Annotated in this window: 16 protein-coding genes and 1 pseudogene; 3 read left to right on the top strand and 14 right to left on the bottom strand. The window is 41.8% G+C overall.

Translation table 11 applies throughout. The features are described from left to right. Positions 1–45: 45 nt before the first annotated feature. The 3 genes from R7E51_RS11315 to R7E51_RS11305 all read left to right on the top strand — a co-directional run bounded on the left by R7E51_RS11315 (position 46) and on the right by R7E51_RS11305 (position 5,504). Positions 46–1,701, top strand: coding sequence for a hypothetical protein (locus R7E51_RS11315; protein WP_158173941.1), 1,656 nt, complete (start codon positions 46–48; stop codon positions 1,699–1,701). 210 nt (positions 1,702–1,911) lie between these two features. Continuing rightward, entirely contained in the window at positions 1,912–3,951 is a 2,040-nt protein-coding gene (locus R7E51_RS11310) for a carboxylesterase family protein (RefSeq protein WP_206958204.1), read from the top strand. Positions 3,952–4,052: 101 nt separating this feature from the next. Next, positions 4,053–5,504 carry a phospholipase D family protein gene (locus tag R7E51_RS11305; protein ID WP_206958202.1) on the top strand — a complete coding sequence of 484 codons (1,452 nt, stop codon included), beginning with the start codon at positions 4,053–4,055 and terminating at the stop codon, positions 5,502–5,504. A gap of 58 nt (positions 5,505–5,562) precedes the next feature. On the opposite strand, the gene R7E51_RS11300 is transcribed toward R7E51_RS11305, so the two are convergent. From R7E51_RS11300 to R7E51_RS11235, 14 genes and pseudogenes are all read right to left on the bottom strand, one after another. Next, positions 5,563–7,221 (bottom strand): autotransporter assembly complex protein TamA, encoded by a 1,659-nt coding sequence (locus tag R7E51_RS11300; RefSeq protein WP_242014592.1) that lies wholly within the window; start codon positions 7,219–7,221, stop codon positions 5,563–5,565. Between the two features lie 336 nt (positions 7,222–7,557). Continuing rightward, the gene (locus R7E51_RS11295; RefSeq protein WP_005377099.1) at positions 7,558–8,022 is read right to left on the bottom strand and encodes a DUF2846 domain-containing protein; all 465 of its coding nucleotides are present in this window, start codon (positions 8,020–8,022) and stop codon (positions 7,558–7,560) included. 169 nt (positions 8,023–8,191) lie between these two features. Then, positions 8,192–8,818, bottom strand: a complete 627-nt coding sequence (locus R7E51_RS11290; protein ID WP_005377098.1) for a LysE family translocator — start codon at positions 8,816–8,818, stop codon at positions 8,192–8,194. Between the two features lie 327 nt (positions 8,819–9,145). After that, positions 9,146–9,772: a LysE family translocator gene (locus tag R7E51_RS11285; protein WP_017821466.1), complete on the bottom strand. Its 627-nt coding sequence runs from the start codon at positions 9,770–9,772 to the stop codon at positions 9,146–9,148. Between the two features lie 129 nt (positions 9,773–9,901). Continuing rightward, positions 9,902–10,255 carry a DUF1428 domain-containing protein gene (locus R7E51_RS11280; protein WP_005387184.1) on the bottom strand — a complete coding sequence of 118 codons (354 nt, stop codon included), beginning with the start codon at positions 10,253–10,255 and terminating at the stop codon, positions 9,902–9,904. A gap of 97 nt (positions 10,256–10,352) precedes the next feature. Then, complete coding sequence (locus R7E51_RS11275) at positions 10,353–10,958, bottom strand: hypothetical protein (protein WP_047102724.1); 606 nt, start codon at positions 10,956–10,958, stop codon at positions 10,353–10,355. 81 nt (positions 10,959–11,039) lie between these two features. Beyond that, complete coding sequence (locus tag R7E51_RS11270; protein WP_031781322.1) at positions 11,040–11,336, bottom strand: antibiotic biosynthesis monooxygenase family protein; 297 nt, start codon at positions 11,334–11,336, stop codon at positions 11,040–11,042. 143 nt (positions 11,337–11,479) lie between these two features. Next, complete coding sequence (locus R7E51_RS11265) at positions 11,480–11,767, bottom strand: putative quinol monooxygenase (RefSeq protein WP_158173947.1); 288 nt, start codon at positions 11,765–11,767, stop codon at positions 11,480–11,482. 137 nt (positions 11,768–11,904) lie between these two features. After that, a complete protein-coding gene (locus R7E51_RS11260) occupies positions 11,905–12,546 on the bottom strand; it encodes an alanine--tRNA ligase-related protein (protein ID WP_005377082.1) in 642 nt (213 codons plus the stop codon). A 142-nt stretch (positions 12,547–12,688) separates the two neighbouring features. Then, on the bottom strand, positions 12,689–13,234 hold the full coding sequence (locus R7E51_RS11255; RefSeq protein WP_206958200.1) for a GNAT family N-acetyltransferase: 546 nt from the start codon (positions 13,232–13,234) through the stop codon (positions 12,689–12,691). A 253-nt stretch (positions 13,235–13,487) separates the two neighbouring features. Beyond that, positions 13,488–14,051, bottom strand: a complete 564-nt coding sequence (locus tag R7E51_RS11250; protein ID WP_005389307.1) for a sugar O-acetyltransferase — start codon at positions 14,049–14,051, stop codon at positions 13,488–13,490. 142 nt (positions 14,052–14,193) lie between these two features. Beyond that, positions 14,194–14,534, bottom strand: a pseudogene (locus R7E51_RS24110) (RDD family protein). 213 nt (positions 14,535–14,747) lie between these two features. After that, a complete protein-coding gene (locus R7E51_RS11240) occupies positions 14,748–15,356 on the bottom strand; it encodes a pyridoxamine 5'-phosphate oxidase family protein (RefSeq protein ID WP_005389306.1) in 609 nt (202 codons plus the stop codon). Between the two features lie 143 nt (positions 15,357–15,499). Next, positions 15,500–15,901 carry a putative signal transducing protein gene (locus tag R7E51_RS11235; RefSeq protein WP_206958198.1) on the bottom strand — a complete coding sequence of 134 codons (402 nt, stop codon included), beginning with the start codon at positions 15,899–15,901 and terminating at the stop codon, positions 15,500–15,502. Positions 15,902–16,233 lie beyond the last annotated feature (332 nt).

The following is a 16,233-nucleotide window of genomic DNA, read 5'->3' as shown; positions in this document are numbered from 1 at the left end:
TGTCTGAGTCTCGAAGGTTTGAGACTATTCAGAGTGGAAACTGTCATGAGTTTTTTTGAATTACGCGCCGGCAAGACGTCTTCTCTTACTGTGCTCGCGAGCGCACTAATGCTTACTACCCCCACTTTTGGCTTCGCCGCTGAAGAGACGACGACCTACAACGAAGTAATCGAGCAAGGCCGAGCACTGTTCGACAAATACGGTATCAGTCATGATTTACCAAAACTGGCCATCAGCTCTCTAGTTCAAGGCGAGCATTTGGTCGAGCATGCCCACCGAAGTGTTAGAATCGGTGATAGCGTTCGCGATTCGTCCGTCTACTTGGTTAAGAACACCGATAACAAAGGCAACATTGATCTGCGTATCAAGTACAACCCTGAACAACTCGATGAAAATGAAAAAGTACTTGATGAGATCGAAGCTTTCACACGAACAGAATACCGCCTTCGAAACTACGCGGAGAGTTTTGATCCGTCATCAGTAAGAGCCAAAGAGGATCAGAATGGTAATGTGATCATCAGTTTTAATTACTCAAAATACGGTCTTCCTCAAGATATCGCCTACTTTCGCTTTTTAAGCGTTGATATTGAGTTGGTTAATGGTGAACCGAAACGTATGGTCATTACCAACGATAAACCGTTCACACATCACAACTACCAAGTGGATTCTTACGATCAAGAGATCCTCTTCCAGAAGTTAACATCAGGCAAAATTGCGATTGCCAGTAAAAACACCAAGATAGTTGGTTCAAAGAAAAATAAACCCCTCGAAATGATGAGCAGCGTAAAACCGGTAGCGATTTATGAAGATAAGCTTGGCGTGCAAGTACTAGACGAAAAACGCTTGAATGAGGTCTCTGATCCACGCATGCAAGAAGCCAGTGTTAAGCTAGACCGCGTTTTTCCTTTAATGGGTGATATGGTTCGTCGTCGAGGTATCGATTTGCCTCTGCCGTTTGGTGTGTCGCTAGCGTATCGAAATCAAGATATGAATATTCCATTTAATGATTTCACGATTGAAGGCATCGGCCTTAATGAACTGTTTGATCCAGAAGACAGTGTCGGCATCGTCAGTGCTGAGAGCATGACGCTTCGTGGCGATGTAAACATCCTGCCATTTTGGAATGTATTTGGTTACATCGGAAAAGTTAATGTCGATGCCAATGTTGATGCTGCCTACACGGGTGAAGGTGGCCAGTACATAAAAGATAAGCTGAACGATAAACTGCCAGGATTAGGTGATAAGTTTTGCGATGGTTTATCTGCACTTTGTAGTCGCGGACGCTTAGACGTGCCGCTGCATTTGGAATATGACCTTCGTGGTATAGGTACAACCCTTTCGGTTGGCTATAAAGAATTCTTTGCTTCTGTCACTGGTACCTATTCGCAAACTCGCTTAAAGGGCTTAGATGATTGGGGCGATGGTATTGTTACTGTACAGCCGATGTTGGGTTATCAACTTGTCGATTATCGCACGCAGTTCTTTGTCGGAGCAGAATATCAAGGACTGGACGCTCGAATGGACGGGCATGTAAAAAGTGGTGATATCGAATTCGATTACGACATTGGTGTAGATCTTAATCAATGGGCGTTTTTGACTGGTTTCAATAAGCAAATCGGCAAAAACTACAACCTGACCTTTCTCTATAACAAAGGGGAAACTCGAGAGTCAGTAACCTTAAATCTTGGTTACCGTTTCTAGCTCTCATAAAGAGCCCGCCCCTAGACGATGGTAGGACTGCATCCTACAAAGGCGATTACTGAAGCTGTCGCCGATGTCCTACCATTTGAGCCATCAATACAACAAGCCATCCAACCATTCACGGATTAATGCCAAAGCGTCAGGACGTCGCTTGTTAGATGCCGTTTAACATTTTAGGTGTACGCACCAAATGACTTTTTGGACATAACAATGACTTTACTCAATCGCTCAACTTTAGCCATTACTATCACTCTTGCCTTAGCAGCTTGCAGTGATGACTCTGGTAAACCTAGCGTTCCTAACGGCCCGAAGCCACTACAACCCTTACCACCAGAGCAAATCGCTTTGGAAATTGGCGATGCAACCATTCAAGCGACCAAAGAGTCCCTTGTCATCACGCCTCTTGACGAGGATGAAAAGCTAGCAGCGGTAGAGGCGTTCAAAGGTATCCAATTTGCGCAAGCAGACCGCTTTCAGCACAGCATTGTAGCCCCACTTGAAGGCGATGTTGATGCGACTCAGTTCGGTGATGCGTGTCCGCAATTAAAAACCACGACTCAAACGCAGTCAGAAAATTGTTTGAACCTAAACATTTGGCGACCAGCCGGGACAGAAGCGTACGCAAATTTGCCAGTTTATGTCTTTATTCACGGCGGAGACTTTGAATACGGCGCGGGCTCAGAACCGCTGATTCATGGTGATATGGTGGTTGCACAAGGTGCCGACGATGGTAACTCGTTTATTGCTGTTACTTTTAACTATCGTTTGGGCTTGTTGGGCAGTGTTTGGATCGATGGTTTGGACAACCCTGAAGGTGGTAACTTTGGTCTAGGCGATCAAAAACACGCGCTTGAATGGGTTCAACAAAACATAGAGGCATTCGGCGGCAATCCGCAAAACGTGACACTCATGGGTCAAGGTGCGGGTGCCATGTCGGTGGGAATTTTACAGCAATCAAAAGGCGATGCTGCAATTGCAGGTGAGCACTTTCAACGTGCCATCATGCAAAGCAACGCTTACGGCTTTGAATATAAAAGTTACGATGTAGCCAAGAGCCAAAGGCCAGAGCAAAGCGTTGAAGATCTTGCGTTACTACCACTTGAAGAGGTCATGAAGGTACAGAGCGAGATGCTTGCTCCTATTCAACGTCTTAAGAACTGGGTACTGACCGCCGCGAATATTCCGGTTATCAGTCCAACACGCGACAACAGCCCATTAGCTACGTTGATGCCATTTGCGCCTTACATCGAGCATCGCCCACCAGCGTTTCTAGTGAAAGAAGTACCGGGCTATCACTTTACTGAGCAAGCGATTGAGAGTGAATGGAGCGTACCGACGGTAATTGGCTCAAACAGTGCAGAAAGCAATACTCTGGGCATGCTGCCGAGCCTGACATTTTTGATCCCAACTATCTTTGATATTTTGAGCCAAGAAGCGCCAGAAATCATCGAAAGTGGTGACGAAACCTTAATCGTCGAATACATGGTGGAATGGCTAGAATCGGAAGCGAACTTGAACCGTATACGCGCTGAATATCGTTCATTACTCAGCGATTCAGCTTCGATTGAACTCGATCTTTATGACTTATTGGAACTGCTACCTAGCACCGCTTATGAGGCGATGACTAAGTTGTTCTTCGGTTTGGGGAACTCCGATTCAACCACGGAGTTACTTGCTCTGGCTGACTTCTTCCCTAACGATGAAAGCGAACTGAATGGCGCGGTCAAAAACATGCAGCAATTCAAAACCACGTTGCATGATTTGCTCTTCACGGGTCCAAACCGTCATAAAGTTTCAACTGAAGAAGCAACAGGAGCAACGCCAAGCTTCTACTACTTTGACTACAAACCTGGATTCAACGTATGGACTTACAACACAAAAGGTGAAAATGGCGATCTCGACGTGGGTGATTTACTCAAAAGCATCAGTTGTATTGTGGGTGCTTGTAATGCATCAGAATTACCATTTGTGTTTAATAAGGCATTAAAGCTTGATGGTTCAAGTGTTCGCCCAGGTAGCAAAGACAAAGCGATGATGAACGAGCTCTCTCGTATGTGGTTTAGCGAGCGTTTATTTGAAGACTTCCAATACAACAGCGCGACTGATCGAGTACTGCTGATCGATAACGATGGCGGTATTCAATCCACGCAAGACTGGGACAATGCTCATCACTCAGGCATCGATCCAAAACTGCGCCAAGGTCGCCTCAATGGTCTCGAGGAACTTGGGCTGATTCTGAGTCACATGTAACGTTATCTTCAGTCACTAAAAACTCGTTACCGAATACCTAAAAGCCAGTTCGCTGGCTTTTTTCATCCTTATTCCTTGAACATAATTAGGAAGGTTTACTCATGTTTCCTAACGCCATTCGTGCTCTGCTACTCTTTATCTTCGGCGCGCTGTTGGTTGGTTGTGCCCAGCCCTACCCTCAAGTAGAACCGGATTTTGAAGCCAATTGGCAAACTACTCAGCATCAAGCCGAAGTTTACTTAATTCCTACCGCTCCAGAAGCCTTTGCTCGTCGTGTTGAGCTGGTAAGAAATGCTCAGCAAAGCATCGATATGACTTACTTTTCTTGGGAGAGTGACACACTTGGTTTGATGCTACTCAATGAACTCAAACAAGCAGCAGATCGAGGTGTGCAAGTTCGACTCACTCTCGATGATCTATTGGTTTTTAACGAGAAATGGCTTGCTGATCTCAGCGCTCACGACAACATTCAAATCCGTTTATTCAATCCGTTTGATTCACGTAAGTCAGGTTGGATTGGTCGCGCCGTCAACTTCTCTACTCATCAACAACGTTTGGACAATCGTCTACACGAGAAGTACTTCAACGTCGACCATCAATGGATGATTCTAGGTGGACGTAACATTGGCGACGACTATTTTGGTTACAGCCGTAAAGCCAACTTCTTTGATATGGACGTCTTGTTCAAAGGCAGCATTATTCGAGCGTTCGACCAGAACTACCAACAGCTTTGGGACAGCGAGCATGTTACCCCAATAGAAAACATCGTTAACGTTACCCCAAACTATTCCGCGTTTACTAAAGCGCTTAATAAAGGTGAGAAAGACAAAAGCATCATTCTGGCGGAAGTTGAAAAACAGGTTAAACACCTGACCAGTCCCGACTTCATCACTGCGCAAGTCACCCCCGTTTTCGACTCATTAAACAAGTTAGAAAACAACAAACCCTACTTTAGAAAACGTGCAGAACACCAAGTTTGGCAACAAATAGCCACTGAGTCTAAAGCCGTGATATCAACGCCTTACGTGGTACCAAATGATGGTGAATTTGCCTTTATTGATACCTTGATGGAGCAAAAAGCGGACATCACGTTAATGACGAACTCGTCTGCATCTAATGATTCTGGCTTTATTCCGGCTTATTACGAGAAGCACCGCCAAACCCTGTTGGATAAGGGCGTTTATATACTTGAGTACAAAAACCAAGCGAAAAATGACGACCATTACTTCCACGCGGATACTTATTATCACAACAAGACGGTGATACTCGATGATCGGCTGACTTATATCGGCTCATCAAACTTCGACCCAAGATCGGATTTCCTCAATGTGGAATTTGGTGTGTTGGTCCAAAGCGAAGCCTTTGCAGAACATGTCATGCACTACTTAACTCGACAACAAGATGAACTGTTTTGGCGAGTATCTCGAGATGGACAAGGCCAAACTCAGTGGCAATCAATGAATGAGATCCATACTAAGAATCCAAACTATGGTGGATGGCATAAGGCACCTAACTGGATATTCAAGAAACTGAATGGTGAGTTCGAACTCTAAACAATCAAGGCTTAAAAAGGCTCTCTATCTGCAAGGATGAGAGCCTTTTTAATGCCCGCTAAAACTGCGTGCCTAGCGAAAAGTGAACGCGGAATTGGTCTCCTTGAGGAGCATCTAAACCATAAGCAAAGTCCACTTTGACGGGCGCGTATTTTGAATTCCATATCAAACTCAACCCTGTACCGCTTTTCCAATCCACCCTATCGTTGAAGGCATCACCAACATCATAAAATGCCCCAAGCCACAGTTGGCGGTAGACCTGATATTGATATTCCAACCCAGCAGTAAACATGTAACGAGCACCGGTTAAATCGCCATTTTCGTCTCTCGGAGAGATGGATTCATAACCATAACCCCGAAGATTGCCATCACCTCCCGCAAAGAAACGTAATGATGATGGAATATCGCTCAAAGTGTCAGCGACATTAATGCCAACATTAGAACGAAAGTGAAACTTGTGTTTTTCACTAATGTCCCAAGACAGAACACTATTGCCCTCAATACGCAGCAAACGAGAATCGGAGAAAAAATTGGGATCCGAATATTCCAATGAGTAAACGTGACGGTGCTTTACTTCTAATTGATCGTTCTTGCGATCAAGCAGTGAAAATGTCACCCCCGGTAATAACAACTGTGATTCGTTATTCTCCGACGCTTGTTGATAACTTTCTTGCAAATAACGAACGTGCATGGTGCTTTGCCAATCACTGTCTAACTGCCAGTGTTTTTCAAACGATAAATCATTAGAAAAACTCGATGTGTCTCGATAGTCGACATGCTTAGATTCAAACTGAATCCCGTAGTAATCCGTTAGAACATTTTGGGTGGGAATTTTATAACCTAGTAATAGCGATTGTTCCGGTTTGGAAGCGTACGCTTGTGCCTCAAAACTGTGTCCACGTGCGTTATACCAAGGCTTGGTCCAGTTCAGCGAAGCGCGTAATCCCAAGTCTGTCGAATATCCTCCACCGACTTGCACAATATTGCGTGAATTCGGCTCTGCGAGCACTTCTATCGGCAACTTATAGCCATCGAATACCTCCTCGAAATCCGCTTTCACAATCACACTGCGAAACCAATCAGTACTGGAGAGATCGGCCTGATATTGACTCAATTTCAAAGTGTCAAAATCGTCGCCCCTTTCAAATGTTCTCATCGCTTCTATTCGTGCCGTTTCGATACCCGACGTAAGGACAGACAGCTCTCCAAATTGGTAACGAGAACCACTAGAGAAATGCAGATTCACATGGGCTTGATTCACACTTGGAATGACTTCCAAAGACGATTCGATAAAACGTCCATCCAAGTAACCTTTTTGCTGAGCCAATGAAATCAAGTTTCGCTTTAGCGTATCGTACTCAGAATGAAGCAACGGCTGCCCTTGTTTAAGTTGAGCTTGATTAATTAGTTCGATGAAATCCTGATCATTACTGGCCTCTCCCGACACAGCAATATTAGATTTTTTGACCAACATCACCTCCCCAGCGTCAACCTCAAGCGTGATGAGATCATTCTCTGATCTCTGAACATTGAGCTCGGAATGATAGTAGCCATAAGGGTTTAACGCATTATTAACCATCTGCGTTAGTCGATTTGAGGTAATGTTTGAAACAGAGAGTTTCGTTAGTGGTGTAAGGTGACTTTCAAGATTTTTCTCTAATATTGGTGTTAGCCCTTTGATTTTAAATTGCGCTCCGAGTGCATGATGTAAAGGCATAGAAGCTAAAACTGATATACCTATTATTTGTTTAATGAGAGGAGACACACCGCTACCTAGTTTAGCAATACACTCGACAAGGTTAATGATGGAATGGCATATCTGTTAATCGCGTTTGTAGGATTGCTCCCTACGAAATCCTCTCGAAAATTCACGTTTCACAAGTAGATTCTTTGAACAATAAGTGGGCTCAAGCTAGGAGGTGGCAAATCATGCGGTCTGAAATAGGTATACTGTTTGCCAAAAATACAAAACCCAACGCTGAATGGATCTCATCAAGCGTTGGGTTACATTGATAATGTGTTTTTTAATCTAAAAAGCGGTCTGTTTGTAAAACTAGATCGAAGAACAGTTTCCTTTTTCTGCCATGTCGACTTTTAGTACTTCGGCTTTACCTTTGCTTTCGTCTACGAGTTCTACGCCCGCACCACCAACAAATACACCCATTTTAATGTATTGATTAACGAAATAATTACGGCCCTCTTCCGTTAAGATAGTTAAGTGATTTTCAGAAAACTCAGACTCTGTACTTACTTGATGTTCTTTATTGCCTTCGACCTCATGGTAGAAGAATACACCAGGAGCGGTTTCACCAATACATTCCCCATCGACGTAAACATACTTTTTAAGCGCTGCTCCGACAAAAGCATCTTCTCGGTAAATGTAAATCCCTGCGTTCCCCTTTTGAGGTGCTTCAAATGATTTCATTTGATTTGATACTGTCGAATCAACAGTAGGAACAGAAGCACAACCTGACAAACCCAAAAGGAATGCGGAACACAGAATTACTTTATTTTTCATGTTATTAACCTAGCTACGATAAAATCGCGCCAACCATACTATAAATAAATACGTTCACTTATTGGTATTTTTGAAATTTGTGATTCAACCTATGCAATAGCACTCATTTAACGTATGGATTGAGCAAACATTAGCCATATAATAATCACGAGAATAAAATGCCCTGTATCTAACGATCACTAAATGCCACTTTACTCGCTAGACTGATAAGTAGAATACCTGAAACACCTTCAAGAGTTCTTGAATAACGCTGAGAGTGTGGACGACTAAATACCCAATTACCCACAGAGGCGTACAAAACGTTACATGTCGTCGCAAGTACGCTGAACAGCAAGCCAAGTACTAATAATTGCATTGATGTTGAGCTTGCAGACGTATCAATAAATTGAGGCAGAAACGAGAGAAAGAATAGCGCTACTTTTGGATTCAAGACGCTGACGATAACCCCCTGAACAAACACATTTTTATTATTATCAACATTTTTGTTTTCAACGATTTTACTTTCTCCACGCCACATAGACAGTAATGACTGAACACCTAAATAAACTAGGTAAGCGGCCCCTAACCATTTAACAACGCTAAAAGCCAAAGATGAACTCAGAATTATTGCTGACAAACCTAAACATGCCGCTAGTGTATGAAAAAAGTAACCAACACCAAGCCCCAGAGCCGCTTTCAGCCCAGCAGATAATTTACCTTTCATTGTATTGGAAACAATATAAATTACATCAGGTCCAGGAATCATGTTGATAGCGAGACAAGCGACAACAAATAATAATAGTGAGTTTGAATCCATTCTTTTCTCCAAATTAACGTCTTGCGGGATAACATTTCATCGAACTACAAGTAATGCAACGTCCAGGTTTCAATTGGTTATATTTAGTATTAACAACACGTTACTAATACTACAGCACTGCGCGAAGAGCACAATCATGAACAGTGATACGAATTAAATTATGGGCCTTTGTTAGCCCTTTGAATGATAATATTTAGCATCGTTTGGTTGTAAGCTTTTTCTAGCCAGCAGCTCTTATGGAAGTTAACAAATCGGCTACTTAGTATACTTAATAGACCGTCAAATCATATAGATTATCTATTCTTATTTCTTCAAGCCTTTTGTGCTTCATTTTCCTGCCTCACTAAGCAGCAACTTAATGCTTGCCACACCAAAAAATAACGCGAACACGCCTTCAAAAACTGCTTTGGATCTGAGATAGGTTTGCCTGACCTTTTTATACGCGAAAAGAAAAGCATAGCCAAAGAAAACTAAAGCACTAACCAGCCCCACAACAAAAATGACCGACAACAATTCCAACGGACTGGCCGTAGGAGGAACTCCTATCGAATAAAGCGCACCGAAAAACAGAATAGCTTTTGGGTTAGTTAAGTGAATTAACACTCCGGTTAAGTAGTTACCCTTCTCTGTCGTTACGTATGTTTTGGGTAACTTTAGCTGCTCGATGTTGCAGGCAGAATGTACGGACTTTAAAGCCAAAAATAAAAGATAAAATGCCCCACAATATCTAAGAATTTCAAAAAGCCAAACATTGCTATAGAGTATGGTTGCGAGACCAAAAGCAGCTGAGGTTGACCAAAATAAAGACCCCGTTAAAACACCTGCAGCCAAATACCCTCCAAAGCGTCGACCGTGGTTCATTGACGTGCCTGCTATCGCAAGAGTTGCTGGTCCGGGGCTAGCGATGGCAGCGATAGCTGATACGACAATCAGTGAATAATTTATCTCTTCCATTTTTACTCTAAGCCTCCAAATGGAGTTTTATCAACACTTATCGCAGAATAGTCTATTGAACGTACATCAGAAGCGTAATACTGATTAAAACACCAAGTATCACGAATCGAGTTGAGATTATTTGGTATTTTACTGCTCCAAAATAACATCAAATCCGCCATAAATGAGACGCTTTCCATCAAAGGGCATTGGGTTATTGTCTGGACTCATTCGAGGATCACCCATGATCCGCAGCCACCCTGAGTCTCGAACTTCTTTTGAAGGCCAGACTACCCACGAAAACACAACGGTTTCGTTGCTTTCAGCGTTAACTGCCATGGGAAATGATGTGATCTCACCATCTGGTACTTCACTCCCCCACGTCTCAACAACCTTTAAGGCCCCAAACTCCCTGAACATTTCTGCTGCTATTTTTGCGTGTGCGATATACTTTTCTTTATTCGCTGTCGGCACTGCAGCGACAAACCCATCAATGTATGACATAAGTAAACTCCTTTCATTGGAGTTATAACCATAGCTCAATAAAAAGAATGCACATGATGCCAAACCATAGAAGCAGGTAAGTAATACAACTTGAGAGCTACATTCCTAGCTTGGACTTTATATGCATATTTGAAAGGTATGTGTTTGGATCAAGCTTGGTTAGCATATTTATAATCTCCAAAACACTCGAATACTCAATACGTTCCTCTTCAGCATGCCCGATCCCACCTATTGTAAAGTGAGTAAAGCGGTAATCACGATAAACGTTTTGCAGCTGGCTAGAAATATCTTTGAGTAATCTTTTACTGAGGGCGAATGCAGGGTATTCACTACTTTCTGAAAGCTCTGCTGTAGAGCCAATAGATACAATATTGCATTTATCGTTAAGTGAACCTAAAGCGTTAAGCTCATTGACTAAATTAAGATACCCAATCGGACCAACATTCATAAACTCAATCAGTTCGTTTGTTGTCAATTCTGAAGACTCTCCCCACATCGACGCCAAATAAACTATGATGTCAAACTCTACACCTTTGAAGCACGTATAATCTGGTTTTTTACCGGGATCAACGTCAATACAAACAGAGGCGACTCCCCCCTCAACTAGCTTTGATCTAGAAATCGCATAAATTTCTGTACCCTGTAAGTTCGTAGCCAAGAACCTTCCTAGCCCTTTACTACCTCCAACGATTAAAATCTGCATAACCCTATTCCTTGATTAAGGTTGTCTTTCATATTGTCCGTCAAACTGTTCATTAGGCATCACTTTAACGTTTCTATTGCCCTACTTAGTTCTATCTTCAATTTCATCGAATGGTTCAACTGAAATACGCTCTGCAATTTCACTCATCTTCTTCATTTTTTCTGGGTTACTAGTTCCCCAAAACCGCTCCCAGTCTTCACGTGTTCGCCACTTGGCAATAGTTAAAACCTTTTCCGGTACATCGTAAGAACGAAGCATAAAACTACCAAGCGCCCCATCTACTGACTCATGAATTGAATCTGTCGTCGAACGCCATATATTTTGAAACTCATCCATTTTTTCACTTGGCACACGCCATTCATACACAACTCTAAACATAACACTTCCATTAAAATTTCTAGATTTAATACGGCAAAGTATCAAGAACACTAAGCCAGGTTAATAGATGAATAAAGCAACATAGTAGAGCGTAGAGCAATCTAAAAAACAAAGCGTAAACGCTCTAAATCACTCCGATTCGATTAGTCATGCACACATTCAAAGATTTCGTATTGCCGTTTAACATTGGCTGTTACTTTTCCCCAATGTGAGGCTTGAACTCTTTCCTGATGTTGTTTAAAAGAGGCTTTGTCGACGAACTCCTCATAGACATCAAAACGAAACGGATTAGTCGAGCTTTGAGTCACAAGAAAAGTAAGGCAGCCCGACTCTTCTAACGTGAGCCTTTTGTGAATTATTAACTCATGTTTTACTAATTCTAAATCCTTTTCCGGAACTAAAATAAAGCCTTTCAATGTTACTTTCGACATATCATCCTCTCACCCCTGTAACCTTTCGTTCAGAAGTAGCCAACACGCCCTCAATCTCAACCTTCATATCGCAAATGTGAATCTCACCATGAATTAAATGCCACGTGTTAGGAATCTATTTCTAATGCCCTATCGACTTACGAGCATAAGGTTATCTCTACCCTTTCTTTGCCTTTACCGATGTTCTTGCGTTTTAATTGAATTTGGCCGACTTCTGATGTGCGCTTTAAGTGAGTGCCACCGCAAGGCACTTGCGCAAACCCATCCACTCTCCAATACCTTCTTTCACTCTCTTGATCGGAAAAGTCACTAATAATAACTGAATCAGAGTTAATCAAATCTTGCACATCAGTTTCAATTTCTTTCAATAGCGGGCCAATACTTTCAGACCACTCGAAATCTATGCGACTCTTATTTTCAGAAATATGCGCGCCTATCTTAACAATGCCTTCCCGACGCTGATAAAACATCTCGAGCACCACTTCAGCCGCAAAGTGTAGCTTCATTAAGGCGTATCTACGCTTCCAATCAATATTCGTAGTTACAATGTCACCAAGAGTAAAATTTGGAGAGGATTCCAATGTGTAAATAAGTCGAACACCTAACTTTTGAGCAATCAAAACCGGAATACCATTAATCGTTCCTTTATCACTCTCTTGGCCTCCAGACTCTGCAAAGAAGATAGTCTGGTCCAATTCAACCTTATTTCCGTCTACATTGGTCACTCTTGAGTTAAGTTCTGTTTGGTAGGGATTAACCCAAAACAATTTCTCGCTCATGCTGCTATCCTTGCAGTAAGTCCTATCCGTGATAGTACATTCTGTGACCACCAAGTCAATTCAAGAAACCTCGCCGTCAAGTGTAAGGCTGTGTATTGAGTACGAGCAGGCTAGATCTATTAGATGCTTTTAAGGCCGGGTACTAAACGCTGTCCAGGGGTTTAGCTAACAACCCGTAAATTGCTGAATCTGAGACTACTCCATTCACTTCCCAACGCTGCCTTAGGAAACCTTCTTTTATAAAACCTAACCGTTCCAAGACTTTACCTGAAGAAGTATTGTCTGGATCTATCTCAGCCTCGATTCGACGTAGATTCAGTGTTTTGAATGCGTGTTCGATTAATGCAGTTCCCGCCTCTAATACAATGCCTTTACCCCAGAAATTACGACTCACGCCAAAGCCAATTTCTGCGCGCCTAGACTCTTTCACGTGATTAAACAGCATTATCTTACCCAGAAGTTGGCCATTGCTCTTTAGGAAGATGCCTAGTGTCACTTCTGTATTGCTATTCATGGCCTGTGTACTCTTGGCTATAAATGTCCGCGCTTCTTCAATTGAAACCCAAGGGCCAGTGTTCCAATATTTCATGACCTCATGGTCTGAGAAGATGTCAAACAATTCGCTTGCATCATCTTCAACTAGCTCTCTTAGAATTAATCGTTCCGTTTCAATCTTTGTTACTAACATTTTGGAGCCAGCCTTTTGGTTTGTTATTGGTGACGAAAATACAATAAAAATGTGAGACACGTAATACAAATGATTTCGTATGAGACTTTTAAACAAGCTCAACGCACGGTAAAAGCGCCACGTGTCACGATTCTATATTGAAGAAAATTTTAGACATTCAAGTGCGTCAACAAGTAACCGCTGAACGCATCAAAGCTTGGAGTGAGTTGATCATAAGTCCTAAACTCAGGCTCAAAATAGTCCATATACTTTATTATCGCTTAGTGACGATTTCCTTCAGTACTCTGGCTGGGTTGCCACCAACAACGACATTGTCTCCAAAACTCTTTGTAACGACTGCGCCAGAGGCTACCACCACGTTGTTCCCAAGTGTTACGCCAGGGTTGATTACGGCATGGCCACCTATCCAACAATTGTCACCAATGTTTATGGGCTTTGCTAGCTCTAAACCACTGTTCCTCTCGATAGGATCTAAGGGATGAGTCGCAGTATAAATTCCAACTTGAGGCCCAAGTAAACAGTTATCACCAAACTTAACTTCCGCAACATCCAAAATCACACAACCAAAATTAGCGTAGAAATTATCTCCAACGTGAATGTTGGATCCGTAGTCGCAATTGAAAGAAGATTCAACATGAATATCGTCACCTGTTGTGCCGAACAAGCGCTTAGTTATTTGAACTCGCTTTTGTTTATGCTCAACAGACGTGGCATTCAATTTTTCAGTTAGTAACCTAGCGCTCAACCTTAACTTTAATAACTCTTCATCACTTGGGTCATAAAGCTCACCTGCTAACATTTTCTCTTTTTCTGACATAAAACTTGGACTCCAATACCAATTTTCTTACAACGCTACATTAAGTATGTGAGTAACGCTACCACCTAAACGAGGTTATTTCACCACGAAAACAAAGCCCAACTTGAACCCAAGTCCTCAGCGCTATCAATTTTTCAACAAGTTAGTGAACTACCACCACCGTTCTCACTAACTTATCACCGAGCCGTTGCCTCTTTTTACCAAGAATGAAAATTGAGTCAATAAAACCGAAGAATGGAGTAATAACATTTCGAAAGAGCGACTGAAAAATATTGCACTTTTTACCCGTTCTTGCACTTATAACTGCAATGCCCAAAAGTTTTTTTCCCACACTTTGACCATTTGGTAAACAATCAGAAAAAAGGTAATACGATACAGTCGCAGTTACTGCTGTAGCGCGCACAAGCTCTTTTCAATACCGATTTCTAAGCCGACCCATAAAACGAGAGTAAAAATGCTAAAGCTGACAAAAAGATCAATCATTTGTCCAACACACCTAACTCCCGGACTAGCCAAAACGTAATTTTCTAGAGTAAATTTTTCTGCATTTTTCATTTTAAAATTTGGACTAACAATTGTTTATTTGTGAACTAACGCTATTGAGACAGTAACATCCCCACTAAACCTAATCCATACTTCCGTAAAGCAAGGTCGAACCTGATTTTTCTATCTTTTCAATATATTACCACGCTTGTTCTAAAGGCTAGATTGGTAATATTTCAACATCTCTTCTTGATTAAGCGCTTTACTTTCTAACTTTTGTTGATCTTTAAAGATTTGAGCTAATGAAGGGAGAATTGAGCGATTTACTTTATAGTCATCAGACCAAAGTTTCCCTCTCATCACCGCTTTCGCACAATGAAAGTACATACTCTCTATGACTATTTTGATAACAACCTTAGGATCTTTACTTCCATCGGGGCAAGCAGATATCAAGTTGGCGTCGGTGTGAATACTTGCGATTCCTTTAATACGGAGCACTTCATCAATACCATTTACCATCAATAACAACCCTACCTTGGGGTTACTAATGATATTTTTTAGACTATCGATACGATTGTTCCCCGAGCTATCAGGGAGCAACAATGTTGATTCATCTAAAACTTTTACGAAGCCAGGCTCCCCTCCTTTAGGAGAAAGATCGATATACCCTTGTGAATCAGCGGTACTTAGAACTGCAAAATGGCAGTTATTAATTAATGTAATCGCATGAACATCCAGCACAGGCAGAGCTTTATTTTTAGCTCTCGCACTTGGCTCTGCGTAAATTTCTTTTAACTGCTCTATTGTTTTAATTTCACTCATTCAATGTTATTCCTTCACTATCGTATAATGCTTTGCTTGTAAGCAAGCAGTAACTCTGACTTCTTGTATAGGCACTCGACATAACTCATCGTAAAAATACTACGAGTACAAATTATCTCTTTAATGCCTTGTTATCTAAAGATTTAAAGTTTTTCACTAAACTCCCCACACTGCTTACACTTATAACCATGCTTGTAAAAAAACAGTGGAAAACCCAGTAAAATAAAAACTAAGAAAGCTGGGCGTTTACCTTTTGTAAATACAAATAGATCTTTACTACCACATTTAGGGCAAACGTCTTTTTCTTCATCAACGTCAACTTCATTTCCCAATGATTCTGAGAAATCGCTACTAAGTATTTGTTTCGCATCTTCTGCATCACTTTCGGCCACCATCAGACGGACGCCGCCTATTGCATTTGAATAAAGCCACTGAGTATTTACCGTGTGCTCGTCAGCGATGTAACTTTCTATTCCGACACTATCTAGGCTTGCTCTCGCAATATGAGCTTCATGAGGAAAAGAAAACCTTGCTACTACAATCACATATTGCTCCTTGTGGGAAAGCGCTCCCGTAAGGTATAAGAAACGCTAATTGGAAATGCCATGTATGGTACGCTAGCCTGAGCCGTTTGTTGTACCTAATCACCCAACCACAACTATTGAAACTACATCGACATCAAAACCATATGAAAAAATAACGGCAAACAAACAGCCATATGAGCCATATCGGTGCTTGATACGTTTTTCAACTTTATCACGAGCACGACCATAACCCACACTGTAGCGGACGCTAAGCCTAGATAATTATCTAAGTCATTGTAATATTCATACTTATCAAGGAAAGATAGAAAATTACTCTCTTTAGTTTCCACCGC

It is taken from the genome of Vibrio sp. Vb1166 (assembly GCF_033338695.1).
Taxonomy (GTDB): Bacteria; Pseudomonadota; Gammaproteobacteria; order Enterobacterales; family Vibrionaceae; genus Vibrio; species Vibrio alginolyticus.
This window is presented reverse-complemented; position numbering and strand designations above follow the sequence as displayed.